Source organism: Pseudoroseomonas sp. WGS1072, assembly GCF_049340465.1.
Lineage (GTDB): Bacteria > Pseudomonadota > Alphaproteobacteria > Acetobacterales > Acetobacteraceae > Pseudoroseomonas.
On sequence record NZ_JBMPSU010000001.1, the window covers coordinates 3,794,431 to 3,818,606 of the forward strand.

21 protein-coding genes and 2 tRNA genes are annotated in these 24,176 nt (G+C 67.7%); 1 reads left to right on the top strand and 22 read right to left on the bottom strand.

Going from position 1 to position 24,176, the window contains the following annotated elements; genetic code table 11:
• Positions 1 to 4 precede the first annotated feature (4 nt).
• Positions 5 to 1,315 (bottom strand): proline--tRNA ligase, encoded by a 1,311-nt coding sequence (gene proS / locus ACF3NH_RS17820; RefSeq protein ID WP_422924587.1) that lies wholly within the window; start codon positions 1,313 to 1,315, stop codon positions 5 to 7.
• 402 nt (positions 1,316 to 1,717) lie between these two features.
• Positions 1,718 to 1,981, bottom strand: coding sequence for a DUF1467 family protein (locus tag ACF3NH_RS17825; RefSeq protein WP_198364603.1), 264 nt, complete (start codon positions 1,979 to 1,981; stop codon positions 1,718 to 1,720).
• 272 nt (positions 1,982 to 2,253) lie between these two features.
• Between ACF3NH_RS17825 and ACF3NH_RS17830 the strand changes: the two genes are divergently transcribed.
• Positions 2,254 to 3,372: an acyltransferase family protein gene (locus ACF3NH_RS17830; protein WP_422924590.1), complete on the top strand. Its 1,119-nt coding sequence runs from the start codon at positions 2,254 to 2,256 to the stop codon at positions 3,370 to 3,372.
• A 24-nt stretch (positions 3,373 to 3,396) separates the two neighbouring features.
• Here ACF3NH_RS17830 and ACF3NH_RS17835 read toward each other — a convergent pair whose 3' ends face one another.
• From ACF3NH_RS17835 to lon, 20 genes are all read right to left on the bottom strand, one after another.
• Positions 3,397 to 5,055, bottom strand: a complete 1,659-nt coding sequence (locus ACF3NH_RS17835) for a ribonuclease J (RefSeq protein ID WP_422924592.1) — start codon at positions 5,053 to 5,055, stop codon at positions 3,397 to 3,399.
• Positions 5,056 to 5,372: 317 nt separating this feature from the next.
• Positions 5,373 to 6,140 (bottom strand): biotin--[acetyl-CoA-carboxylase] ligase, encoded by a 768-nt coding sequence (locus tag ACF3NH_RS17840; protein ID WP_422924594.1) that lies wholly within the window; start codon positions 6,138 to 6,140, stop codon positions 5,373 to 5,375.
• Entirely contained in the window at positions 6,137 to 7,555 is a 1,419-nt protein-coding gene (nuoN, locus tag ACF3NH_RS17845; RefSeq protein WP_198364599.1) for an NADH-quinone oxidoreductase subunit NuoN, read from the bottom strand. The genes ACF3NH_RS17840 and nuoN overlap by 4 nt, the downstream gene beginning before the upstream one ends.
• A 5-nt stretch (positions 7,556 to 7,560) precedes the next feature.
• On the bottom strand, positions 7,561 to 9,072 hold the full coding sequence (locus tag ACF3NH_RS17850) for an NADH-quinone oxidoreductase subunit M (RefSeq protein ID WP_198364598.1): 1,512 nt from the start codon (positions 9,070 to 9,072) through the stop codon (positions 7,561 to 7,563).
• The gene (nuoL, locus tag ACF3NH_RS17855; RefSeq protein ID WP_422924597.1) at positions 9,069 to 10,985 is read right to left on the bottom strand and encodes an NADH-quinone oxidoreductase subunit L; all 1,917 of its coding nucleotides are present in this window, start codon (positions 10,983 to 10,985) and stop codon (positions 9,069 to 9,071) included. The genes ACF3NH_RS17850 and nuoL overlap by 4 nt, the downstream gene beginning before the upstream one ends.
• 4 nt (positions 10,986 to 10,989) lie before the next feature.
• Entirely contained in the window at positions 10,990 to 11,301 is a 312-nt protein-coding gene (nuoK, locus tag ACF3NH_RS17860) for an NADH-quinone oxidoreductase subunit NuoK (protein WP_198364997.1), read from the bottom strand.
• 1 nt (position 11,302) lies between these two features.
• Positions 11,303 to 12,028: an NADH-quinone oxidoreductase subunit J gene (locus tag ACF3NH_RS17865; protein ID WP_422924599.1), complete on the bottom strand. Its 726-nt coding sequence runs from the start codon at positions 12,026 to 12,028 to the stop codon at positions 11,303 to 11,305.
• 127 nt (positions 12,029 to 12,155) lie between these two features.
• Positions 12,156 to 12,644: an NADH-quinone oxidoreductase subunit NuoI gene (gene nuoI, locus ACF3NH_RS17870; protein WP_198364595.1), complete on the bottom strand. Its 489-nt coding sequence runs from the start codon at positions 12,642 to 12,644 to the stop codon at positions 12,156 to 12,158.
• 53 nt (positions 12,645 to 12,697) lie between these two features.
• Entirely contained in the window at positions 12,698 to 13,708 is a 1,011-nt protein-coding gene (nuoH, locus tag ACF3NH_RS17875) for an NADH-quinone oxidoreductase subunit NuoH (protein ID WP_198364594.1), read from the bottom strand.
• A 6-nt stretch (positions 13,709 to 13,714) separates the two neighbouring features.
• Complete coding sequence (gene nuoG / locus ACF3NH_RS17880) at positions 13,715 to 15,781, bottom strand: NADH-quinone oxidoreductase subunit NuoG (protein WP_198364593.1); 2,067 nt, start codon at positions 15,779 to 15,781, stop codon at positions 13,715 to 13,717.
• A gap of 6 nt (positions 15,782 to 15,787) precedes the next feature.
• Positions 15,788 to 17,098: an NADH-quinone oxidoreductase subunit NuoF gene (gene nuoF, locus ACF3NH_RS17885; protein ID WP_422924602.1), complete on the bottom strand. Its 1,311-nt coding sequence runs from the start codon at positions 17,096 to 17,098 to the stop codon at positions 15,788 to 15,790.
• A gap of 4 nt (positions 17,099 to 17,102) precedes the next feature.
• Entirely contained in the window at positions 17,103 to 17,732 is a 630-nt protein-coding gene (locus ACF3NH_RS17890) for a complex I 24 kDa subunit family protein (protein WP_198364591.1), read from the bottom strand.
• A complete protein-coding gene (locus ACF3NH_RS17895; RefSeq protein WP_422924604.1) occupies positions 17,729 to 18,946 on the bottom strand; it encodes an NADH-quinone oxidoreductase subunit D in 1,218 nt (405 codons plus the stop codon). Before ACF3NH_RS17895 ends, ACF3NH_RS17890 begins: the two co-directional genes overlap by 4 nt.
• A complete protein-coding gene (locus tag ACF3NH_RS17900; protein WP_198364589.1) occupies positions 18,943 to 19,611 on the bottom strand; it encodes an NADH-quinone oxidoreductase subunit C in 669 nt (222 codons plus the stop codon). Before ACF3NH_RS17900 ends, ACF3NH_RS17895 begins: the two co-directional genes overlap by 4 nt.
• Positions 19,604 to 20,158, bottom strand: coding sequence for a NuoB/complex I 20 kDa subunit family protein (locus ACF3NH_RS17905; RefSeq protein WP_422924607.1), 555 nt, complete (start codon positions 20,156 to 20,158; stop codon positions 19,604 to 19,606). The genes ACF3NH_RS17900 and ACF3NH_RS17905 overlap by 8 nt, the downstream gene beginning before the upstream one ends.
• A 7-nt stretch (positions 20,159 to 20,165) precedes the next feature.
• Complete coding sequence (locus ACF3NH_RS17910) at positions 20,166 to 20,534, bottom strand: NADH-quinone oxidoreductase subunit A (protein WP_198364587.1); 369 nt, start codon at positions 20,532 to 20,534, stop codon at positions 20,166 to 20,168.
• A gap of 228 nt (positions 20,535 to 20,762) precedes the next feature.
• Positions 20,763 to 20,839 (bottom strand) — tRNA-Asp (locus ACF3NH_RS17915).
• A gap of 148 nt (positions 20,840 to 20,987) precedes the next feature.
• Positions 20,988 to 21,059: transfer RNA gene (locus ACF3NH_RS17920), tRNA-Val, on the bottom strand.
• Positions 21,060 to 21,177: 118 nt separating this feature from the next.
• On the bottom strand, positions 21,178 to 21,450 hold the full coding sequence (locus ACF3NH_RS17925; RefSeq protein WP_198364586.1) for an HU family DNA-binding protein: 273 nt from the start codon (positions 21,448 to 21,450) through the stop codon (positions 21,178 to 21,180).
• 186 nt (positions 21,451 to 21,636) lie between these two features.
• Positions 21,637 to 24,048, bottom strand: a complete 2,412-nt coding sequence (gene lon / locus ACF3NH_RS17930; RefSeq protein WP_422924610.1) for an endopeptidase La — start codon at positions 24,046 to 24,048, stop codon at positions 21,637 to 21,639.
• Positions 24,049 to 24,176: the final 128 nt, after the last annotated feature.

Here is a 24,176-nt window from a genome sequence, read left to right on the forward strand (position 1 = left end):
CGGCTCAGCGGCCGAGGATCTGCGCCAGGGCCGCCTCGATCGAGACCTCCTGCCGCTCTCCGGTCGCGCGGCGCTTCAGCTCGATGACGCCATTGGCCGCGCCGCGCGGGCCGATGATGGCCTGCCAGGGGTAGCCGGCCAGGTCGGCGTCGTTGAACTTGACGCCCGCCCGCTCGTTGCGGTCGTCATAGACGGCGTCGCCCGGCAGCGAGGCAAAGAGCTTCTCGGAGAGCGCGTCGGTCGCCAGATCGCCAGGCTTGAGGTTGAGGATGGCGCAGCGGAAGGGCGCCACCGGCTCGGGCCACTTGATGCCGGCCTCATCGTGATTGGCCTCGATGATGGCGCCGAGCAGGCGGGAGACGCCGATGCCGTAGCTGCCCATATGCGGCACCACCGGCTGGCCGTCCGGCCCGGCCACGGTCAGGCCCATGGGCTTCGCGTACTTCTCGCCGAAATAGAAGATGTGGCCGACCTCGATGCCGCGGGCCGAAACCTGGGCATCGCCCTCCACGGCGTTCCAGGCGGCCTCGTCGTGCATCTCCTCGGTCGCGGCGTAGCGGCTGGTCCAGAAGTCGACGATCGGGCTGAGGTCGCCGTCGTAGTCCGGCGTCTGCGCCAGCACGTCGAACTCCAGCAGGTCGCGGTGCAGATAGACCTGGCTCTCGCCGGTCTCGGCCAGGATGATGAACTCATGGCTGAGATCGCCGCCGATCGGGCCGGTGTCGGCGCGCATCGGGATGGCCTTGAGCCCCATCCGCGCGAAGGTGCGCAGATAGGCCACGAACATCTTCCTGTAGGAGAGCCGCGCCGCCTCCTGGTCGAGGTCGAAGGAATAGGCGTCCTTCATCAGGAACTCGCGGCCGCGCATGACGCCGAAGCGGGGGCGGATTTCGTCGCGGAACTTCCACTGGATCTGATAGAGATTGCGCGGCAGATCGCGGTAGGAGCGCGCATAGGACCGGAAGATGTCGGTCACCATCTCCTCATTGGTCGGGCCGTAGAGCATCTCCCGCTCGTGGCGATCGGTGATGCGCAGCATCTCCTTGCCGTAATCCTCGTAGCGGCCGGACTGCTTCCAGAGGTCGGCGCTCTGGATCGTCGGCATCAGGATCTCCTGCGCCCCGGCGGCATCCTGCTCCTCGCGCACGATCTGGCTGACCTTCTGCAGGACGCGCAGGCCGAGCGGCAACCAGGCGTAGAGGCCGGCACTGGTCTGCCGGATCATCCCGGCGCGCAGCATCAGCTTGTGCGAGGCGATCGCCGCCTCGGCGGGAATTTCCTTCAGGGTCGGCAGGAAGGCGCGGGACAGGCGCAAGGTCGGAACTCCGGAGCATCAGGCCGGCGGAAGGTAAGGGCCGGCGGCGCGTTATGCCAGAGGCCGCCGCCAGCCATGATGCGCCGCAATAAAATTATGCTGCACTGCAAGAAATAGAAATAATACGTCAATTCCCCATCGAATGACGAACAAACCTCCTTCACTCCCGCAGTGTCGCCGGATACAACGAAAAAAAAGGGCCACACCGAAGTGCGGCCCGAGTTTAGGGAGGAAACGCCAGTCACACGGCAGGAAGAGAACCAGCTCTCTTCCTGAACCCATGGTGTCTGGCCAGGCTTCACGCTGCAATGCAAAAACCTCGGATGCCTGTTGAAAAAACGGGCGTCCGAGGCGTATGCGCTCGAATGATGAGCTTTTTCTGCTCAAATCCCGCCAAGAAGCCTATTCCGTAGGCATCGCCAGCCATCCCTCGCGGAAGCTGAGCCAGGAGCTGCTCACCAGCAGCTCGATCCCCAGCCAGATGAGGGTCGCCAGCAGGGTCGTCAGCAAAGCCTTCTTCAGCAGCCCTGGCGATCGGGGGGTGCCGCGCCACCCACCGATGGCGGGATCGCCCTCGGGCTCGGGCCGGACTCCGATGGGCAGCACCGCGAACAGCACCGTCCACCAGACCAGGAAATAGACCACGAAGCCGGTGAACAGGTTCATGCCAGCCACTCCTCCTCCGGGCGCCGCCGTGGGCTGGCACCTGGCGCGGGACATAGGCCAGCCGCCGCGCGCCGGCCAGGGGCCGGGACCAGGGGCCAGGACGGAGCGGGCCCACGGCCTTGTGAAACGCCTGCCACAAGCCTGCCACATCCTGGCGCTTGCCTGCGCCGGCGCCGCTTCCGCGCTTCGCCCCTCCTCGGATCCGCGTCACGGCGCGGTCCATGGCCCGGCTCCGCCCCGGCGTCCCGGCCTTCTCCTGAACCGGGACACGCATGACGGCTTCCAACGCAAGACTGGTTGAACTCGACTCCCTGCGCGGCCTCGCCGCGCTCGTCGTGGTCCTGCACCATGCCTATCTGACCCTCCCCTCGGTGCCCCCCGCCCTGGCCTGGCTGCTGGCCGAGACGCCCTTGCGGCCCCTCGCCACGGGGCGGCAGGCGGTGGTGTTCTTCTTCGTGCTCAGCGGCTTTGTCCTCACCCGGGCGCTGGCCGCGCAGGAGGCGCGACAGCCCGGCTCGGTGCTGAGCGTCGCCGGCTGGTGGCACTTCGCCTTGCAGCGGGCCTTCCGCCTCGGCCTGCCGGTGATGGCCTCGCTGCTGCTCTCGGCACTGTTGCAAAGGCTGGTCTGGCATGGCCCGCTGCCGGAAGGGACGCCGCATCTCCTGGCCGGTGCCGCCTGGAGCGCCCCCTGGTCCTGGGGCGGCCTCCTGGAGCAGGGGATGCTGCTCAGCCACGGCGATGGCTTCCAGCTCAACCCCGTCCTCTGGTCCCTGGTGCATGAGTGGCGCATCGCCCTCCTGCTGCCGCTCGCCCTGCTGTTCCACGGCAGGCTCGCCCTGCTGATGGCCCTCGCGATGCTCGGCGCGGCGGTGGCGCGAATGGCCGGGATGCCGGAAGGCCATATTTCCCTCGGCGAGAGCCTGGGGCGCACCTTCGCGGCCTCCGCCGGCTTCCTGCCGGCCTTCGCCGCCGGCGCCGCCCTGGCGCTCCGGCCCCCTCTCTCGCTGGACGGCACGCAACGCCTTGCCGCCGGCATCGCCGTGGTCGTCATGGCGGCGGCGGCGCATGACTATGGTGTCATCGCCGGCTCGGTTCTGCTCATCCTGCTGGCGCAGCACGAGGGCGCGCTGGCGCGGATCCTGAGGCGGCCAGGCCTGCTCCGGCTCGGCCGCATCTCCTTCAGCCTGTATCTGGCGCACATGCCGGTGCTGCTGACCCTGACGCATGCGCTGCGGGATCAGGCGGGGCCGCTGGCCATTGCCGCCCTCGCCGTTCCGCTCTCCTTCCCGCTCGCCCTGGCGCTGCACCATGGCGTGGAACAGCCGGCGCACCGGCTGGCCCGCACGCTTCCGCCACCGCGCGGCGGGGCCCTGCGGACCCAACCGGGATAAGCCACCGGCCGGACGCCGCCGCTCTCAGACGCGCAGCAGATGCACCTCGACGCTCGGCCGCTTGCGCAGGCGCCGGCCGAGCGCCTTGCGCAGCACCGTGCGGGCGGCGTCCCGCAGCATGTCGTCCTCCTGCTTCAGGGCCGGTGGCAGGTCGCCCACCGCGCGCGCCAGTTCCTCGGCGATCTGTCCCGGAGCGACGTCGGCCATGTCGAAGAGGCCCGGCGCCGAAACCTGGGGCGTGCCGAGCACGCGTCCGCCCCGGTCCACCGCCAGCGACGCCACGACGATGCCGTTGAACAGCATCCTGCGCCGGGCGCCCAGCACGCCGCCCTCCAGGGGGAGCAGCCTGTCGCCATCGAGCACCAGCTGGCCGGTCGGCACGCCTTCCACCACGTCGGGGACGGCGTTGCCCGACAGCGGCCCGAGGCGCAGGACATCGCCATCCTCGACCAGAACGGGGGTCGAGCCCATCTCCCGCGCCAGGGCGGCGTGCTCCTGGAGGTGGCGCCACTCGCCATGCACCGGCACGGCGAAGCGCGGCTTCACCAGGGAATAGAGGCGCTTCAGCTCGTCCCGCGCCGGATGGCCGGAGACATGCACCATGTGGTCATCCGCCGTCATCACCCGGCAACCGCCGCGCGCCAGATCGTCCTGCAGCCGCAGGATGGCCCGCTCGTTGCCCGGGATCATGCGGGAGGAGAAGATGACCGTGTCCCCCTCGCCCAGCGAGATGCGCGGATGGGTATCGGCGGCGATCTTGGCCATGGCCGAGCGCGGCTCGCCCTGGCTGCCGGTGCAGATGATCAGCAGCTGATCGTCCGGCACGTCGTCGGCGTCATCCTCATGGATGAAGGGCGGCACCTCCCGGAGATAGCCGCATTCCCGCGCCGAGGCCTCCGCGTTGCGCAGGCTGCGCCCGAACAGCGCCACCTGACGCCCGGCCGCCCGGGCCGCCAGGGCGATGGATTCGACCCGCGCCACATTGGTGGCGAAGCAGGTCACGGCGACGCGGCCCTTCAGCTGGCGGATCAGCGCGGTGAGATTGCGCCGCACCTCCGCCTCGCTGCCGGAATGCCCCTCGACCAGCGCATTGGTGCTGTCGCAGACCATGGCCAGCACCCCTTCCCGGCCGAGCTCGGCGAAGGCCGCCTCATCGGCCGCCTCGCCGATCAGCGGATCGGGGTCGAGCTTCCAGTCCCCGGTGTGAAGCACGGTGCCGTAGGGGGTGCGGATGGCCAGGGACTGCGGCTCCGGCACCGAATGCGTGACGCGGATGAAGCGCAGCTGGAAAGGGCCAAGCTCCAGGCTGCCCCCGAGCGGGACGGTGACGATCTTCACCTGGTTGAGCAGGCCGGCCTCGCCCAGCTTGCGCCGGAGCACGGAGGCGGCGAAGGGGCTGGCATAGACCGGGCAGCGCAGCTGCGGCCACAGCGGCGCCACCGCGCCGATATGGTCCTCATGCGCATGGGTGATCACCAGGCCCAGCAGCTTGTCGCGCCGCTCGGCCAGCCAGGCCGGGTCCGGCACCATCACCTCGGCCTCGGGCTGCTCGGCGCCGCCGAAGCCGATGCCGCAGTCGACAGCCAGCAACTGCCCGTCGCAGCGGTAGACATTCAGGTTGAGGCCGATCTCCCCCGTCCCGCCGAGCGGGATGAAGGCCAGATCGCTATTGTAAAGATTCATGTATCCTGACCAGTCGTGATGTTCATGCAGTCATACTCCCAGGGGTGATCCGGGGGCAGATTCGAGAGCCTTCGTCAGCGCCGCTCCAGCGGGAGCGTGGCGCGCGTCAGGCGAATTCCGTGGAAGAAAGATGGGGTGGCACGGGCCCGTGCCAATATCGCCAGTGCCCACGGGCCACCGCGGCGCGGCCCCAGGCAGCGGGAATCGCTGGATGTCGCCGCGCCGTCCCGCGCGGAGTCGGACGTCATACCCTCTCACACCGTCCACATAGCCTTACTTGCCAGCCGATTGCACCGACGGAACGAGACCGCCCGCGATCACGGATTGCGGACGGGCGACGGGTCCTGCGTCTCGATCTCGCCCGAGGAGATTGCCAGCGGCCCTTCCTCCCGTTCCAGCAGCAACCGCCCGTCGCCATCCAGGCCGCCATAGCGTCCCTCGACCAGCCGGCCGGCCTGGCGCAGCCGCAGGGTGCTGCCGGGCCGCGGGCCCCTCGCCATCCAGGCCCGCCGCACCGGACCGAAGCCCTCGGCGGCATACCGTGCACGCCAGAGATCGAGCCTGCCGAGAAGTTCCCAGGCGAAGGAAACCGGCTCCGGCACCGCGCCGCCCCGCGCCGCGAGGCTGATGGCGGCGCGGTCCCCGAGATGCGGGGCGTGGCGGAGGTTCACCCCTATCCCGACGACCACCCAGCCGGCGCCCCCCGCCCCGTCCGGCGCCGCCTGGGTCAGGATACCGGCGCATTTCGCCCCATCCAGCAGCAGGTCGTTCGGCCATTTCAGCCGCAGCGCAGCCGGCTCAGGCAGATGGGCGGCCACGGCCTCAGCCAGGGCGACCGCGGCCAGCAGCGACCAGTGCGGCACGCTCCGCAGCGGCCCATCGGGGCGCAGCAGCAGGGAGAGGTGGAGATTGCCCTCGGAGGAGTTCCAGGCGCGCCCCTGGGTGCCGCGACCGGCGGTCTGCCGCCGGGCGAGGACGGCGAACCCCGCCGGCTCGCCCGCCGCCGCGGCGGCCAGCACGATATCCTGCGTGCTGGCCAGTTCCTCATGGACGGCGAGGCGCCACGAGGCGTCGGGACGGTTCACCCCAGCAGGGCCAGCACCGCCGCCTGCGCGGCCGCCATGAAGGGCGCCGGGAAGGCGAAGAAGAAGACGGTGAAGAGGCCGGTCCCGGTCAGCACCACCGACAGGCTCGTCGGGCGTGGATCGAGCGCCTCTCCGGCATCGAAGTACATGACCTTGATGACGCGCAGGTAGTAGTAGGCCGAGACGGCGGAGCTGAGCACCGCGACCACGCCGAGGGTGACGAAGCCTTCCTGCCACACCGCGCCGATGGCGTAGAGCTTGCCGAAGAAGCCGGCCAGCGGCGGAATGCCCGCCATGGAGAGCATGAAGCAGGTCATCGCGAGCGCCATGGCCGGGTCCGCCTTGCCCAGGCCCGCGAGGTCGTCCACCCCCTCCAGCGCGCGGCCGTTGCGGCGCATCGCCACCAGCACGGCGAAGGCGCCGACATTGGTGAAGAGGTAGATCGCCATATAGAGCAGCAGCGCGCGAACGCCGAACTCGGTGCCGGCGGCGAGGCCCAGCAGGGCATAGCCGACATGGCCGATCGAGGAATAGGCCATCAGGCGCTTGATGTTCTTCTGCCCGATGGCGGCGAGCGCGCCAAGGATCATCGAGCCCAGCGAGCAGAGGATGATCACCTGCTGCCACTGGCCGACCAGGTCGCCGAAGGGGCCCGCGGCCACACGGGTCAGAAGGGCGACGGCGGCGACCTTCGGCGCCGAGGCGAAGAAGGCCGTCACCGGGGTGGGCGCCCCCTCGTAGACATCCGGCGTCCACATGTGGAAGGGCACGGCCGAGACCTTGAAGACCAGGGCCGCGAGCACGAAGACCAGACCCACCACCACGCCGAAAGGAACGCTCTCCATCCCGGTCAGGGCATCGGCGATGGCGTCGAAATTGGTCGAGCCGCTGAAGCCATAGATCAGGCTGGAGCCGTAGAGCAGCAGGCCCGAGGCCAGCGAGCCCAGGATGAAGTACTTCAGCCCGGCCTCGGCCGAGCGCTCGCTGTCGCGGTTGAAGGCGGCGATGACATAGAGCGAGAGGGAGAGCAGCTCGAGGCCGAGATAGAGCGCGATGAGGTCATTGGCCGAGACCATGACCATCATGCCGAGGCTGCTGAACAGCAGCAGCACCGGGAACTCGAACTTGCCCAACCCCTCCTTCTCGTTCCAGTCCATCGCCAGGAGGAGGCCGAGCGCGGCGCCGGCCAGGACCAGCAGCTTCATGAAGCGGGTGAAGGCATCGGCGACGTACTGCCCGTTGAAGGCGTCGCCCTCCGGCTGCGCCACGACCAGGACAGCGGTGAGCAGGAGCCCGCCCAGCACCGCCATGTTGACGGCGAAATGCGTGTCGCGCTTCGGCAGCACGCCACCGGCCAGGGCGGCGAGGCCCACCAGGGCCAGCACCAGCTCGGGGAGGATGAGGGTCCAGTTCATGCCGGTCACATCCCGGCCATGCGCGGCAGCGCCATCGCGGCTTCATGCCGCGTGACGAGGGCCGCGACGCTGGCCTCGAAGAAGGAAAGGAAGGAGGAAGGATAGACGCCCATCCAGAGGGTCAGCAGGATCAGCGGCGCGAAGGTGATGTACTCGCGCGGGCTGAGGTCGAGCAGCGCCCGCAGGTCCTCGCGCGTGATCTTGCTGAAGACGACGCGGCGATAGAGGTAGAGCATGTAGCCCGCGCCCAGGATCATGCCGAGGCCGGCCCCGAAGGCGACCCAGGGGTTGGCGTGCCAGGCGCCGACGATCACCAGGAACTCGCCAGGGAAACCCGCGGTGCCGGGCAGCGCGATCGAGCCCATGGTGAAGAGCATGAAGACCATGGCGTAGCTCGGCATGATCTTGGCGACGCCGCCATAGCGGGCGATCTCGCGGGAATGCACCCGGTCGTAGAGCACGCCGACGCAGAGGAAGAGCGCGCCCGAGACCACGCCATGGCTCAGCATCTGGAAGATGGCGCCCGAGATGCCCTGGTGGTTCAGGGTGAAGATGCCGATCGTCACGATGCCCATATGGGCGACCGAGGAATAGGCGATCAGCTTCTTCATGTCCTCCTGCGCCAGCGCCACCAGCGAGGTGTAGACCACGGCGATGACGGAGAGCGCGAAGATCAGCGGCGCGAACCACTCGGTCGCCTGCGGCAGCAGCGGCAGGGAGAAGCGCAGGAAGCCATAGGCGCCCATCTTGAGCAGCACGCCGGCCAGGATGACCGAGCCCGCCGTGGGCGCCTCGACATGGGCGTCCGGCAGCCAGGTGTGCACCGGCCACATCGGCACCTTCACCGCGAAGGAGGCGAAGAAGGCCAGGAACAGCCAGACCTGGACATTGGGCGCGATGGTCAGCTCGAACAGCGCCGGGATGCTGGAGGTGCCGGCCTCGAACCACAAGGTGAAGACCGCCAGCAGCATCAGCAGCGAGCCGAGCAGGGTGTAGAGGAAGAGCTTGTAGGCGGCATAGACCCGGCGCGCGCCACCCCAGATGCCGATGATGAGGAACATCGGGATCAGCACGCCCTCGAAGAAGACGTAGAAGATGACGATGTCGAGGGCGGAGAACATGCCGATCATCATGGTCTCGAGGACCAGGAAGGCGATCATGTACTCCCGCACCCGCTTCTCCACCGCCTCCCAGGAGGCGAGGATGCAGAGCGGGGTCAGCACGGCGGAGAGCAGGACGAAGAGGACGGAGATGCCGTCCACGCCCATGCGGTATCCGAGGCCGAACTCGGGCATCCACTCGATCTGCTCGACGAACTGGAAATCCGCCGTCGTCTTGTCGAACTGGAACCACAGGATCAGCGACAGGCCGAAGACGATCAGGCTGGTCCAGAGCGCCGTCCAGCGGGCGTTGGAGGCGACGACCGCCTCCTCGCCACGGATGAAGAGGATGATGCCCGCGCCCACCAGCGGCAGGAAGGTGAGCAGCGAGAGCAGGGGGAAGCCCGCGGCGTTCATCGGCCGATCCCGAACAGGAAGATACTGACGAAGAGGACAAGCCCGATGATCATGGCGAAGGCGTAGCTCGCCACCCGCCCGGACTGCAGCCGCACCACGCGACCGGACGCCTGGGCGGTCAACGCCGCCGCGCCGTTCGGCATGCCATCGATGATCTTCACATCCCCGACCTTCCACAGCATGACGGCGAGGCGGCGCGCCGGCCGCACGAAGATCCGGTCATAGAGCTCGTCGAAATACCACTTGTTGAGCAGGAAGCGGTACAGGCCCGGCACCGCAGCGGCGATCCGCCCCGGCATCTGCGGCATGAACATGTAGAAGGCATAGGCCAGGGCGATGCCGGCCAGTCCCACCACCGTCGGCGCCAGCGGCACCCAGGAGGGAACCTCGTGCGCCTCGTGCATGATGTGGTTGTGCGGCGCGTTGACGATGGCGCCGTTCCAGAACTCGGCCCAGTGGTGGCCGACGAAGTCGTCGTAGAAATAGGCGCCGGTGAACAGCGCGCCCAGCGCCAGGACGAGGAGCGGCACCAGCATGACCAGCGGGCTCTCGTGCACATGCTCCATCGTGTGATGGTCCGCGCGCGGCGTGCCGTGGAAGGTCAGGATGATCAGGCGCCAGGAGTAGAAGGCGGTCAGGAAGGCGGCCAGGATGCCGCAGACGAAGGCATAGGTCGCGGTCCAGCCATGACCGGCGAAGGCCGCCTCGAGGATCATGTCCTTGGAGTAGTAGCCGGCGAAGTAGGGCACGCCCGCCAGCGCCAGGGAGCCGATCCAGAACATCGCGTAGGTCACCGGGATCTTCTTCCAGATCCCGCCCATCCGGCGGACATCCTGCTCGTCCGACATGGCGTGGATCACCGAGCCCGCGCCCAGGAAGAGCAGCGCCTTGAAGAAGGCATGGGTGAAGAGGTGGAACACCGCCGCCTGATAGGCGCCGACGCCGACCGCGAAGAACATGTAGCCGAGCTGCGAGCAGGTCGAATAGGCGATGACCCGCTTGATGTCGTTCTGCACCATGCCGACCGAGGCGGCGAAGAGCGCCGTCGTCGCGCCGATCACGGTGACGAAGCCCAGCACGTTCGGCGCGTATTCCACCAGGGGCGACATGCGCGCCATCAGGAAGACGCCGGCGGTGACCATGGTGGCCGCGTGGATCAGGGCCGAGACCGGGGTCGGGCCCTCCATCGCGTCCGGCAGCCAGGTGTGCAGGCCGATCTGCGCCGACTTGCCCATCGCGCCCAGGAAGAACAGCAGCGCGATGACCTCGAGCACCGGCAGGCCGGCGAAGGTGAGCTGACGCGCCGCCTCGACACCCTGGAAGATGGTGTTGAACTCGATGCTGCCGAAGGTCCAGAAGGTCAGCGCCATGCCGAGCATGAAGAAGAGGTCGCCCACGCGATTGACGATGAAGGCCTTCATCGCGGCGCGGTTGGCGCTCTCGCGCTCGTACCAGTAGCCGATCAGCAGATAGCTCGCGAGGCCGACGCCTTCCCAGCCGAAGAAGAGCTGGAGCAGGTTGTCCGCGGTCACCAGCATCAGCATCATGAAGGTGAAGAGCGAGAGATAGGCGAAGAAGCGCGGCTGCGTCTCGTCATGCGACATGTAGCCGACGCTGTAGAGGTGGATCATGGTCGAGATCAGCGTGACCATGCCGACCATCATCGCCGCCAGCGTGTCGTAGCGCAGCGCCCAGGAGAGCTGCAGGCCGCCGACATCGAGCCAGGTGACGATCTCGAGGGTGACGGGCACATGGCCCAGCGCCACCTGGACGAAGGCGGTCAGGCCGCAGGCCGCGGCCAGCGCCATGCAGACCACGGTCGACCACTGCGCCGCCTTGTCGCCGATCCAGCGGCCGAAGAAGCCGGAGATGCAGGCTCCGAGCAGGGGGAAGAAAACCGCACCGACATACATGGGTTCAGCCCTTCAGGGTGGAGATATCCTCCACCTCAATGCTGCCGCGGTTGCGGAAGTAGATGACAACGATGGCCAGGCCGATGGCGGCCTCGGCCGCCGCCACGGTCAGGATGAAGAGGGTGAAGATCTGGCCGGTGAGGTCCTGCAACGCGGCGGAGAAGGCCACCATGTTCAGGTTCACCGAGAGCAGGATCAGCTCGATCGACATCAGGATGACGATGACGTTCTTCCGGTTCAGGAAGATGCCGAGCACGCCCAGCAGGAACAGGATGGCCCCCACCGTCAGGTAGTGGCCGAGACCGATGGTCAGCATCTCAGTGGTGCCCCCCGCCATGATGGCCGTCCTCGTCATGGCCGTGGCCATGCCCCGCATGGCCGAGCGACTTGGGCTTCGGCGGCTCCGGCAGCTTGCGGCGCTGGATGCCCAGCACGCCGAGGCCGGTGCGCGGCGGCACCGAGGTCAGGCTGACCGCCTCGGCGCGGGCCACCTGAACGGCGATGTCCTGCCGCCGGCTGTTCGGCTGCTTGTCGCGCAGCGTCAGCACGATGGCGCCGATCATGGCGACCAGCAGGATCAGCCCGGCGATCTGGAAGAGCAGGATATAATCCGTGTAGAGCAGCCGCCCCAGCGCCTCGGTGTTGGTCAGCGTCGGATCGGCCGGCATCGGGTTGATCCGCAGCGCCGTCGCCTCGGGCGCGAACTGCCAGCTGCCGAAGACGAAGAGCAGCTCCAGGAAGAGGATGCCGCCGATCACCGCGCCCACCGGCGCGTAGCGCTGGAAGCCCTCGCGCAGCTGGGTGAAGTCGATGTCCAGCATCATCACGATGAACAGGAACAGGACCGCGACCGCGCCCACATAGACGATGACCAGGATCATCGCCAGGAACTCGGCCCCCGCGATCAGGAACAGCGCCGCGGCGTTGAAGAACGCCAGGATCAGGAACAGCACGCTGTGCACGGGGTTGCGGCTGGTCACCACCATGGCCGCCGAGGCGATCAGGATGGCCGCGAAGACGTAGAAGGCGAGTGCGGCGATCATCGCAGCCCGCCCTCGTGCTGATGCAGCGTCATGGCACCGTTCCGGGAGAGCCGCCCTGGCAGGAGGGCGGGGCCGTGAGGGTCAGGCAGCGGGGAGGTCACGGCCAGATCCATCCCCGCGGCGGTCGTCAACGGTAGGGCGCGTCGAGTTCGAGGCGCTTGGCGATCTCCGGCTCCCAGCGGTCGCCATTCGAGAGCAGCCGGGCCTTGTCGTAGATCAGTTCCTCATGCGTCTCGGTGGCGAACTCGAAGTTCGGCCCCTCGACGATGGCATCCACCGGGCAGGCTTCCTCGCACATGCCGCAATAGATGCACTTGGTCATGTCGATGTCGTAGCGCGTGGTGCGCCGCGACCCGTCCTCGCGCGGCTCGGCCTCGATGGTGATGGCCAGCGCCGGGCAGACCGCCTCGCAGAGCTTGCAGGCGATGCAGCGCTCCTCGCCGTTCGGATAGCGGCGCAGCGCGTGCTCGCCCTTGAAGCGCGGCGAGAGCGCGGTCTTCTCAAAGGGATAGCTGATCGTGCTCTTCGGACTGAAGAAGTACTTCAGCGTCAGCGCCATGCCCGAGGCCAGCTCGGCCAGCAGGAAGGTGCGCGCCATGCGGTCCAGCGTCGCCATCTCTCACCTCGCCGCGCGGGGGTAGCCCGCGCCGAACATTTCGACAAGCCCGCTCATGCCGGCAGCCATCCCATCACCTTGAGCACGAAAGCCGTCAGGATCAGCCAGCCCAGGCTGAAGGGCAGGAAGACCTTCCAGCCCAGCCGCATCAGCTGGTCATAGCGGTAGCGGGGAAAGGTCGCGCGCACCCAGACGAAGGTGAACATGACCAGGCAGATCTTCAGGATGAACCAGAGCGGCCCCGGCACCCAGTTGAAGGGCGCGATATCCATCGGCGGCAGCCACCCTCCCAGGAAGAGCAGGGAGGTCATCGCCGACATCAGGAACATGTTGGCGTATTCGCCCAGGAAGAACAGGGCGTAGGTCATGGAGGAGTATTCCACCATGAAGCCCGCCACCAGTTCCGACTCGCCCTCCGCCAGATCGAAGGGTGGGCGGTTCGTCTCGGCCAGGGTCGAGATGAAGAAGATGACGAACATCGGGAAGAGCGGGATGAAGAACCACACCGTCTTCTGCGCCAGAACGATCTGGGTCAGGTTCAGGCTGCCGACGCAGAGCAGCACGGTCACGATCACAAGGCCCATCGAGACCTCGTAGGAGACCATCTGCGCCGCCGAGCGGAGCGCGCCCAGGAAGGCGTACTTGGAGTTGGAGGCCCAGCCGGCGATGACGATGCCATAGACGCCGAGCGAGCTGATCGCCAGCAGGTACAGCACGCCCACATTGATGTCGGCGATCGCCCAGCCCTCGTTCACCGGGATCACCGCCCAGGCGATCATCGCCAGGATGAAGGTCAGCACCGGCCCGACGATGAACAGCGCCCGGTTGGCGCCGGCCGGGATGATGGTCTCCTTCAACAGCATCTTCGCCGCGTCGGCGAAGGGCTGCAGCAGGCCGAGCGGCCCGACCATGTTGGGGCCGACACGCATCTGCATGGCGGCCATGATCTTGCGCTCGGCATAGGTCATGTAGGCGACCGCGATCAGCAGCGGCACCAGGATCGCCAGGGTCTGCGCCACCGTGATGATCAGCACGCCGAGCGGCGAGGTGAGAAAGGCTTCCATCCCCGGTTACTCCGCCGCCAGCTTGGGCGTGGTGTCGCCCAGGTAGATCCGGGCGCATTCGGCCATGGTGTCCGAGGCCCGGCTGATCGTGTCCGCCTGCCAGTAGTTGGTGATCGGCAGGGTGAAGCCCTCGCCGGCCAGCGCCACCTCGCCGGCGGCGGGGCCGGCGGTGTCGCCGCAGCCGCCCTCGACACGGCCCTCGACCAGCCCGAAGACCGGGTTGGCCTCGACCATGCGGGCACGCAGCGCCTCCAGCGTGTCGAAGGCCATCGGTACCTCCAGCGCGGCGCCGGCGGCGCGGATGATGCGCCAGTCCTCCTTCGCCTCGCCCGGCGGGAAGATCGCCTTGTAGCCGCGCTGCACCCGCCCCTCGGTGTTGACGTAGGTGCCGTCCTTCTCGGGATAGGCGGCGCCCGGCAGGATGACATCGGCCCGGGATGCGGCGCGGTCGCCGTGGTGGCCCTGGTAGATGACGAAGGTGCCGGCCGGGATCAGCCCCGGCTCGAAGCCATCCGCGCCCAGCAGCCAGAGCGCGTCCACCCCGCCGCCCAGCATCGCCGCCAGGTCGAGCCCGCCGGGCCCGGGGAAGAAGCCGGCATCCAGGGCGCCGACCTGTCCGCCATAGAGGTGCAGCAGGTTGAAACCATGCCATTCCGGGGTCAGCGCGCCGACCGAGCGGGCCAGATCCCAGGCCGCGGCCAGCACGGCCGCGCCATCCGCCCGGGCCGTCGCCGCGCGCCCGAGCAGGATCATCGGCTTCTTCGCCGTCTTGAGCACTTCGGCGAAATCGCCGCGCCCGGCCGCCAGATCGGCGATGAGGGAGGCCCCCTCCCCCAGATGCTCGGCATTGTAGGTGAGATCCAGCCCGGCCGGGCCGATCGTCGCCACCTTCAGCGCCCCGCTCGACCAGCGCTTGCGGATGCGGGCGTTCAGCACCGGCGCCTCGCGGCGCGGATCGCTGCCGATGATCAGCAGCGCGTCGGCCTCGTCGATCCCGGCGATGCCGGAATTGAACAGGTAGTAGTCGCGCCGCGACAGATCGAGCCGCGCGCCATCCTGGCGGCAGTCGAGATTGGCCGAGCCGAGGCCGATCATCAGCTCGCGCAGGGCGAAGGCGCTCTCCGCATCGACCAGGTCTCCGGCAACCGCGCCGATGCGGCCACCGGGGATGGCCTTCAGGCGGTCGGTCACCACGGCCAGCGCCTCCTCCCAGGAGGCCTGGCGCAGCTTGCCGTCCTTCCGCACCCAGGGGCGGTCGAGCCGCTTGCGCTTCAGCCCGTCGAAGGAGAAGCGACCGCGATCGGCCATCCACTCCTCGTTCACGTCCTCATTGACGCGCGGCAGGATGCGCAGCACCTCGGGCCCGCGCGTGTCGATGCGGATGGCGGCGCCGACGGCGTCCAGCACGTCGACGCTGTCGGTCTTCCGCAGCTCCCAGGGGCGCGAGACATAGGCATAGGGCCGGCTGGTCAGCGCGCCGACCGGGCAGATGTCGATCAGGTTGCCGGAAAGCTCGGTGGTCAGCGCCTTCTCGACATAGGTGCCGATCTGCATGTTCTCGCCGCGTCCGGTGGCGCCGAGCTCCGGCACACCGGCCACCTCGGTCGCGAAGCGGATGCAGCGGGTGCACTGGATGCAGCGGGTCATGATCGTCTTGACCAGCGGCCCCATGTACTTGTCCTTGACCGCCCGCTTCTCCTCGACGTAGCGGCCGCCCTGGCCGCCATAGGCGGTGGCCTGGTCCTGCAGATCGCACTCGCCGCCCTGGTCGCAGATCGGGCAGTCCAGCGGATGGTTGATCAGCAGGAATTCCATGACGTTGCGGCGGGCGTTGCGGACCATGGTGCTGTCCGTGAACACCTTCATACCGTCCGCGACCGGATAGGCGCAGGAGGCCACCGGCTTCGGCGCCTTCTCCACCTCGACCAGGCACATGCGGCAATTGCCGGCCACGCTCAGCCGCTCGTGGTAGCAGAAGCGCGGAATTTCCTTGGCCGCGGCCTCGCAGGCCTGCAGCACGGTGGCGCCGTTCGGGACTTCGACCTCGATCCCGTCAACCGTGACCTTCGCCATGGCGTCTTACTCCGCCGCCAGCGGCATCGCGCCGCCGCTCTTCTTCTGCTTGTAGGCCGCGATGCGCTCTTCCATCAGCGGACGGAAGTGCCGGATCAGCCCCTGCACCGGCCAGACGCCGCCATCGGCGAGGGCGCAGATGGTATGCCCCTCGATCTGCCGCGTGACGCTTTCCAGCACATCGATCTCGGCGATCTCGGCGCGCCCCTCGACCATGCGGTCCATCAGGCGCTTCTGCCAGCCCATGCCCTCGCGGCAGGGGGTGCATTGGCCGCAGCTCTCATGCTTGTAGAAGGCCGCGAGCCGCGCGATCGCTTTGATGATGTCGGTGGACTTGTCCATCACGATCACGCCCGCCGTGCCCAGGCCGGACTTGTGCTCGCGCAGCGCGTCGAAATCCATCAGCACGTCGTCGCAGATGTGCTTGGGCAGCAGCGGCGTCGACGAGCCGCCGGGAATGACGGCGAGAAGGTTGTCCCAGCCGCCGCGCACGCCGCCGGCATAGCGCTCGATCAGCTCCCGCATCGGGATGCTCATCTCGGCCTCGACATTGCAGGGCTTGTTCACATGGCCCTGGATGCAGAAGACCTTGGTGCCGGAATTGCGCGGCCGGCCGAAGCTGGCGAACCACGCCGCGCCGCGCCGCAGGATCGTCGGCACCACCGCGATCGTCTCGACGTTGTTGACCGTCGTCGGGCAGCCATAGAGGCCCACCGCCGCCGGGAAGGGCGGCTTCAGGCGGGGCATGCCCTTCTTGCCCTCGAGGCTCTCGATCAGCGCCGTCTCTTCGCCGCAGATATAGGCACCCGCGCCGCGATGCACGTAGAGATCGAAGTCCCAGCCCGAGCCCGCCGCGTTCCTTCCCAGCAGCCCGGCCTCATAGGCCTCGTCGATGGCCGCCTGCAGGACGACGTGCTCGTTGTAGTACTCGCCGCGCACGTAGATGTAGCCCGCATGCGCGCCCATGCCGACGCCGGCGATCAGGCAGCCCTCGATCAGCGTGTGCGGATCGTTGCGGATGATGTCGCGGTCCTTGCAGGTGCCCGGCTCGGACTCGTCGCAGTTGACCACGAGATAGGACGGGCGCCCGTCCGGGCTCTCCTTCGGCATGAAGCTCCACTTCATGCCGGTCGGGAAGCCGGCGCCGCCGCGGCCGCGCAGGCCGGACTGCTTCATCTCCTCGATGATCCAGTCGCGCCCCTTGGCGATGATCGCTGCCGTGCCGTCCCAGTTGCCGCGCCGCCGCGCCTCCTTGAGGCCCCAGGGATGCAGGCCGTAGAGGTTGGTGAAGATGCGGTCCTTGTCGCTCAGCGCCATGGCGTCACTTCTCCTCCACCAGCGGGATGTCGAGCAGGGTCTCGGGCCCGCCCTCCGGCGCGCTGCACAGCCGCCCCTTGGCGCTGCCCGGCCGCGGCCGCTCGCCACGCTTCAGCGCCTCGATCAACCGGACGGTGCTGTCGTAGTCGAGATCCTCGTAGTAGTCGTCATCGACCTGCAGGATCGGCGCGTTGACGCAGCCGCCCAGGCACTCGACCTCGCTCAGCGTGAACAGCCCGTCCTCGCTGGTGTCGCCATAGCCCGCCAGGTGCCCGGCATCCTTGCAGGCGCGCAACACCTCGTCCGAGCCGCGCAGCCAGCAGGGCGTGGTGCCGCAGACCTGCAGGTGGAAGCGTCCGATCGGCTTGGTGTTGAACATGAAGTAGAAGGTGGCGACCTCGTAGACGCGGATCGGCGCCATGCTAAGGCGCAGCGCCACCTGATCCATCGCCACGCGCGGCACCCAGGCGCTGCCGGTCTGCCGGCCCATCTGCTTCTGCACGACATAGAGCAGCGGGATCACGCCGCTCGCCTGCTTCCCTTCGGGATACCGCGCCAGGATCTTCGCGATCTGCGCCTCGCTCTCGGCGTCGAAGGCGAAGCTCGACGGCTCCTCGTGATGATGCGCGCTCACCGGTCGATCTCTCCGAACACGATATCCAGGCTGCCGATGACGGACACCGCATCGGCCAGCATGTGGCCCTTGGACAGCTTCTCCATCGCCTGCAGATGCGCGAAGCCCGGCGCACGGATCTTGCAGCGATAGGGCTTGTTGCCGCCATCGGCCACGAGATAGACGCCGAACTCGCCCTTGGGCGCCTCGACCGCCGTATAGGTCGCGCCGGCCGGCACGTGATAGCCCTCGGAATAGAGCTTGAAATGGTGGATCAGCGCTTCCATCGAGCGCTTCATCTCGCCCCGCTTCGGCGGCGCGATCTTGCTGTCCTGCACCTTGATCGGGCCGCCCGGCATCGCCGCCAGGCACTGCTTGATGATCTTGAGGCTCTCGCGCATCTCGGCGATGCGGACGAGGTAGCGCTCGTAGCAGTCGCCATGGCTGCCGACCGGGATCTCGAAATCGAGCTGGTCGTAGATGTCGTAGGGCTGGCTGCGCCGCAGATCCCAGGCACAGCCCGAGGCGCGGATGCAGGGGCCGCTGAAGCCCCAGGCCATCGCCTCCTCGGCGATCATGATGCCGACGTCGACGGTCCGCTGCTTGAAGATGCGGTTGCCGGTCAGCAGCCGCTCGATATCGTCGACGAACTTCGGGAACTGTTCGGCCCAGGCCGCGATGCGATCGGTCAGCCCGGCCGGAATGTCCTTGGCGACGCCGCCCGGCCGCACGTAGTTGGCATGGTAATGCGAGCCCGAGGCCGCCTCGTAGAACTCCAGCAGCACCTCGCGCTGCTCGAAGCCCCAGAGCGAGGGCGTCGTCGCGCCGACATCGAGCGCGTAGGTGGTGATGTTGAGGATGTGGTTCAGCACGCGGCTGATCTCGGCGAACATCACGCGGATGTACTGGGCGCGCAGCGGCGCCTGGATGCCGAGCAGCCGCTCGGTGGCCAGGGCGAAGGCGTGCTCCTGCGCCATCGGCGCCACATAGTCCAGGCGGTCGAAATAGGGCAGCGCCTGGAGATAGGTCTTGTACTCGATCAGCTTCTCGGTGCCGCGATGCAGCAGGCCGATATGCGGATCGGCGCGCTCCACCACCTCGCCCTGCATCTCCAGGATGAGGCGGAGCACGCCATGCGCCGCCGGATGCTGCGGGCCGAAGTTGATGGTGTGGCTGTCGATCTCGACCGTGCGCGTGCCGCCGGCGGCCGGGGTGTCTTCGGTGCTGAGGCTCATTCGCGGCCAATCCGGTTGAGGTGCACCTTCTCGTCGCCCGGCAGGGTGGTCATGCCTTCCCAGGGCGAGAGGAAGTCGAAGTTGCGGAATTCCTGCGTCAGCTGCACCGGCTCGTAGACAACCGCCTGCCGCTCGGCGTCGTAACGGACCTCGACGAAGCCGGTCAGCGGGAAGTCCTTGCGCAGCGGATGCCCCTGGAAGCCGTAATCCGTCAGGATGCGGCGCAGATCCGGCTGGTTCTCGAAGACGACGCCGTACATGTCCCAGGTCTCGCGCTCGAACCAGGTGGCGCTCGGCCAGATGTCGTGCACGCTGGCGACCGGCCGCTCGGCGTCGGTCGCGATGATGACGCGGATGCGATGGTTCTGCGTCAGCGACAGCAGGTTGTAGACCACGTCGAAGCGCTCGGCACGTCCCGGCCAGTCGACACCGCAGATGTCCATGCACTGCTCGAAGGCGAAGCGCGGGTCGTCCCGCAGCATCAGCATCACGGCATGCAGCGCCTCGCGCCGCACCCGGATCTCCACCTCGACGCCGCGCGCCACACGGGATTCGAGCGACACGCCGGCGGGCAGGCCGGACAGCACGGCGGAGAGGAGCGCCTCCTGCGGCGTGGGCTCGCGCGGCGCCTCGGCGGTCAGTTCGGTCGGGGTCGTATCAGCCACGGAGGATGCTCCCCGTCCGGCGGATCTTCTTCTGCAGTTGCAGGATACCGTAGACCAGCGCCTCCGCCGTCGGCGGACAGCCGGGAACATAGATGTCCACGGGCACGACACGGTCGCAGCCGCGCACCACGCTATAGCTGTAATGGTAGTAGCCGCCCCCATTGGCGCAGCTGCCCATGCTGACGACGTAGCGCGGCTCGGCCATCTGGTCGTAGACCTTGCGCAGCGCCGGCGCCATCTTGTTGGTCAGGGTGCCGGCGACGATCATCACATCCGACTGCCGCGGCGAGCCGCGCGGGATGACGCCGAAGCGGTCCAGGTCGTAGCGCGGCATGTAGGCGTGAATCATCGGCACCGCGCAGCAGGCGAGACCGAAGGTCATCGGCCAGAGGCTGCCGGTGCGCGCCCAGTTCACCACCTTGTCGAGATTGGCGACGACGAAGCCCTTGTCCTCGATCTCGCCGTTCACGCCCTTCATCACGGCGTCCTGCTCGGCGCCCGGCGGCAGGGCCTGCTTGTTCCAGGCCAGTTGGTTGCTCGCGCTCATTCGCCGCTCACTCCCAGTCCAGGGCGCCCTTGCGCCATTCATAGATGAAGCCGACCGTCAGCACGGCGAGGAAGGCCATCATCGAGAGGAAGCCCAGCCAGCCGATGTCGCCCAGCGCCACCGCCCAGGGGAAGAGGAAGGCGACCTCGAGGTCGAAGATGATGAACAGGATGGCGACCAGGTAGAATCGCACATCGAAGCGCCGCCGCGTGTCGTCGAAGGGCTCGAAGCCGCATTCATAGGCGGAGATCTTCTCCGCATAGGGCTTCTGACGGGCCGCCAGTACACTCCCCCCCACCATGGCGATGGCAATGCCACCCGCGATGGCCAGGAAGACCAGGATCGGGAAATAGTCCGCCAGCAGGGGCTGGGTCATGATGCATCCGTCCCTTGGGGCCCAAGGCCCTACACCGCCACGCACAGGGGAGCGCGTGGATCGTCACGCCGCGAAACTACCGCAGCGCAACGCTGGGCCGGACATTACCCCCGCAGGCCGAGGATCGCCATAGGCCGGATGCCGCGTAAGGAGATTGAAAAACCAAAAGGTCAGAAAGCCAAAACGCCGCGCGGGAAGCTCCCGGGCGGCGTTTTCGGACAGCGCGCTTGGCGCGAGTGACGGGGCTCGAACCCGCGACCTCCGGCGTGACAGGCCGGCGCTCTAACCAACTGAGCTACACCCGCTTGCGGCGTGGGCGGGGAAATAGGGCCCGGGCCGCCCCCTGTCAATCGACGAAAATCGCCTCCCGCGAGATAGATTCGGCCTCGCACCGAACAGGCCCGTAAGGCCGGCAGATGACGCTGGTGGGATGGACAGTCTTGAAGGGGGACATGGGCACTGACGGATTCGAACCGCCGGCATCCTCGGTGTAAGCGAGGCGCTCTACCGCTGAGCTAAGTGCCCGTCGCGACGGGACTTACCCTGCCCCCGACGCCCGGACCAGCGGCAAAAGGAGACTGGAGGGGAAAGCTGGCCAGGAGCGTCGGGGGACCCGGATGGACCCCCTCTCCCCGGCACGCGGTCAGTTCAGGTCGTCGCGCAGCGCCTTGCCGGCCTTGAAGCGGACGGTCGTGGTGGCGGCGATCTCGATCTCCTCCCCGGTGCGCGGATTGCGTCCCTTGCCGGCCTTGCGGCGGGAGGTGGAGAAGGTTCCAAAGCCGACCAGGCGGACTTCCTGCTTGTTCTTCAGCGACTGGCTGATGGCATCGAACACGGCGTCGAGCACCTCTCCCGCCTTGGCCTTGGAGAGTTCGCCGGACTCCGCGACAATCGTCACGAGATCTTGCTTATTCACGTGGTTAAGCCCCCGGTTCCAGGAACGAGGAAGCCGCCGGCGGCGGCTCCATCGGAAGGACACTAAGACAAGGGGGGGTCCCGGCGTCAATGTTACGCCCAGGCCAGCTTCCCCGGCGGCGGCTATTTGCCGGAGTGATGCCGGAAGGCCACGGCCGGAACCCGCGGGTTCCGGCCGTGGAAAGTCTCAGTGCGGCAGGGTGGCGGGCTGTGACGCCTTGCCGTCCGGGGCCGGCGGCGGCTCCTCCTCGGACCAGTCGATCGGCTCGGGCTTGCGCACCAGCGCCTGGGCGATGACCTCGTCCACATGCGCCACGGGGATGATGCTCAGCCCCCGCTTCACGTTGTCCGGGATCTCCGCCAGATCCTTCTCGTTGTCCTTCGGGATGAAGACCGTCTTGATGCCGGCGCGCAGCGCCGCCAGCAGCTTTTCCTTCAGCCCGCCGATCGGCAGCACACGGCCGCGCAGCGTGACTTCGCCGGTCATGGCGACATCCTTGCGCACCGGGATACCGGTCAGGATCGAGACAATGCTGGTCGCCATGGCGATACCGGCCGAGGGGCCATCCTTCGGCGTCGCGCCCTCCGGCACGTGCACATGGATGTCCCGCCGCTCGTACAGGGTCGGCTTGATGCCGAAGCTGGCCGAGCGGCTCCGCACATAGGAGATCGCCGCCGAGACGCTCTCCTGCATGACATCGCCGAGCTTGCCGGTGGTCTGGACCTTGCCCTTGCCGGGCACCATGACGGATTCGATGGTCAGGATCTCGCCACCCACCTCGGTCCAGGCCAGGCCGGTGACGACACCCACCATGTCCTCGGCCTCGGCCTCGCCATAGCGGAACTTCCGGACGCCGGCGTACTTGTCCAGGTTCTTCCGGTTGATCGTGACCTTCCGGGCCTTCTTGGAGACGATCTCCTTCACCGCCTTGCGCGCCAGGCCCCCCACCTCACGCTCGAGATTCCGGACGCCGGCCTCGCGCGTGTAGTAGCGGATCAGGTCCAGCAGGGCCTCGTCCGTCACGCTCCACTCGCCCTCCTTCAGCCCGTTGGCCTCGGTGACCTTCGGCATCAGGTGGCGCTTGGCGATCTGCACCTTCTCATCCTCGGTGTAACCGGGGATGCGGATGATCTCCATGCGATCCAGCAGCGGCTGCGGCATCCGCAGGCTGTTGGCGGTGGTGACGAACATCACGTCCGAGAGGTCGTAGTCCACCTCCAGATAGTGATCGGCGAAGGTCGCGTTCTGCTCGGGATCCAGCACCTCGAGCAGCGCCGAGGAGGGATCGCCGCGCCAGTCGGCGCCGAGCTTGTCGATCTCGTCCAGCAGGAACAGCGGATTGCTGGTCTTGGCCTTCTTCATGCCCTGGATGACCTTGCCCGGCATGGAGCCGATATAGGTCCGCCGGTGGCCACGGATCTCGGCCTCGTCCCGCACGCCACCCAGCGACATGCGGACGAAGTTGCGGTTGGTCGCCCGGGCGATGGACTTGCCCAGCGAGGTCTTGCCGACACCCGGCGGTCCGACGAGGCAGAGGATCGGGCCGCGGATCTTCGGGCTGCGCGACTGCACCGCCAGGTATTCGAGGATCCGCTCCTTGATCTTCTCCAGCCCGTAATGGTCCGCGTCCAGCACCTCCTCGGCCTTGGCCAGGTCGTTGCGGATCTTGGACTTCTTCTTCCAGGGGATGGAGAGGATCCAGTCGAGGTAGTTGCGGACCACCGTCGCCTCGGCGCTCATCGGCGACATGGAACGGAGCTTCTTCAGCTCGGCCATGGCCTTGTCGCGCGCCTCGGAGGAGAGCTTGGTGGCCTTGATCTTGGCCTCCAGCTCGGCGGACTCATCCTTGCCGTCCTCGCCCTCGCCCAGTTCCTTCTGGATCGCCTTGAGCTGCTCGTTCAGGTAGTACTCGCGCTGGGTCTTCTCCATCTGCCGCTTGACGCGGTTGCGGATGCGCTTCTCCACCTGCAGGACGCCGATCTCGCTCTCCATGTGAGCGAAGACCCGTTCCAGCCGCTGCGCCACCCCGGCGATCTCGAGCAGCTCCTGCTTCTCGCTGATCTTCAGGTTGAGGTGGCTGGCGACCGTGTCGGCGAGCTTCGCCGGGTCCTCGATCTGGTTGATCGAAACCAGGACCTCGGGCGCGATCTTCTTGTTGAGCTTGATGTACTGCTCGAACTGGGAAACGACCGTGCGGGCCAGGGCCTCGACCTCGGGCGCCTCGGCGGGCGCCTCCTCGATCGGGGCGGTATAGGCCTCGAAATACTGGTCGGTCTCCTTGAAGCCGAGCACGCGGGCGCGCTTGCCGCCTTCGACCAGCACCTTCACCGTGCCGTCGGGGAGCTTCAGCAGCTGCAGCACCGTCGAGACGGTGCCGACATCATAGAGATCCTCCGCGCCGGGATCGTCCTGGGCGGCATTGCGCTGGGCGACGAGCAGGATCTGCTTGTCCTCCCGCATCACCGCCTCAAGCGCGCGGACGCTCTTCTCGCGCCCCACGAAGAGGGGAACGATCATATGGGGGAAAACGACGATGTCCCGCAGCGGCAGTACGGGGAGCAGTTCGCCAGTCAGCAATTCGGGTTTCTCATCCGCCATCGGGGACCTCACTCAGGACAGTCGGCGCTGGCCCGCCCGCGTATCGGCACGGACCCACGCCACGGGGTTCTCCCATGAGATGGTACCGGCCTGGTCGCGGGGCAAGCCGTGGGGCCGCCCCGACTCCA

Bases quoted from the DNA above. Each gene is read 5' to 3' on its own strand.
- nuoI (WP_198364595.1), bottom strand. From the start codon at position 12,644: ATGGCGACGCTGGACCGCATGGCGCGCACCTTCCTGCTGGCCGAGCTG.
- nuoF (WP_422924602.1), bottom strand. From the start codon at position 17,098: ATGGCGCTGAGCGACAAGGACCGCATCTTCACCAACCTCTACGGCCTG.
- ACF3NH_RS17910 (WP_198364587.1), bottom strand. From the start codon at position 20,534: ATGACCCAGCCCCTGCTGGCGGACTATTTCCCGATCCTGGTCTTCCTG.
- nuoK (WP_198364997.1), bottom strand. From the start codon at position 11,301: ATGCTGACCATCGGTCTCGGCCACTACCTGACGGTGGGGGCCATCCTG.
- ACF3NH_RS17895 (WP_422924604.1), bottom strand. From the start codon at position 18,946: ATGAGCCTCAGCACCGAAGACACCCCGGCCGCCGGCGGCACGCGCACG.
- nuoG (WP_198364593.1), bottom strand. From the start codon at position 15,781: ATGGCGAAGGTCACGGTTGACGGGATCGAGGTCGAAGTCCCGAACGGC.
- ACF3NH_RS17835 (WP_422924592.1), bottom strand. From the start codon at position 5,055: ATGAATCTTTACAATAGCGATCTGGCCTTCATCCCGCTCGGCGGGACG.
- ACF3NH_RS17830 (WP_422924590.1), top strand. From the start codon at position 2,254: ATGACGGCTTCCAACGCAAGACTGGTTGAACTCGACTCCCTGCGCGGC.
- ACF3NH_RS17850 (WP_198364598.1), bottom strand. From the start codon at position 9,072: ATGAACGCCGCGGGCTTCCCCCTGCTCTCGCTGCTCACCTTCCTGCCG.
- nuoH (WP_198364594.1), bottom strand. From the start codon at position 13,708: ATGGAAGCCTTTCTCACCTCGCCGCTCGGCGTGCTGATCATCACGGTG.
- ACF3NH_RS17865 (WP_422924599.1), bottom strand. From the start codon at position 12,028: ATGATCGCCGCACTCGCCTTCTACGTCTTCGCGGCCATCCTGATCGCC.
- ACF3NH_RS17905 (WP_422924607.1), bottom strand. From the start codon at position 20,158: ATGAGCGCGAGCAACCAACTGGCCTGGAACAAGCAGGCCCTGCCGCCG.
- lon (WP_422924610.1), bottom strand. From the start codon at position 24,048: ATGGCGGATGAGAAACCCGAATTGCTGACTGGCGAACTGCTCCCCGTA.
- nuoN (WP_198364599.1), bottom strand. From the start codon at position 7,555: ATGAACTGGACCCTCATCCTCCCCGAGCTGGTGCTGGCCCTGGTGGGC.
- nuoL (WP_422924597.1), bottom strand. From the start codon at position 10,985: ATGTATGTCGGTGCGGTTTTCTTCCCCCTGCTCGGAGCCTGCATCTCC.
- ACF3NH_RS17825 (WP_198364603.1), bottom strand. From the start codon at position 1,981: ATGAACCTGTTCACCGGCTTCGTGGTCTATTTCCTGGTCTGGTGGACG.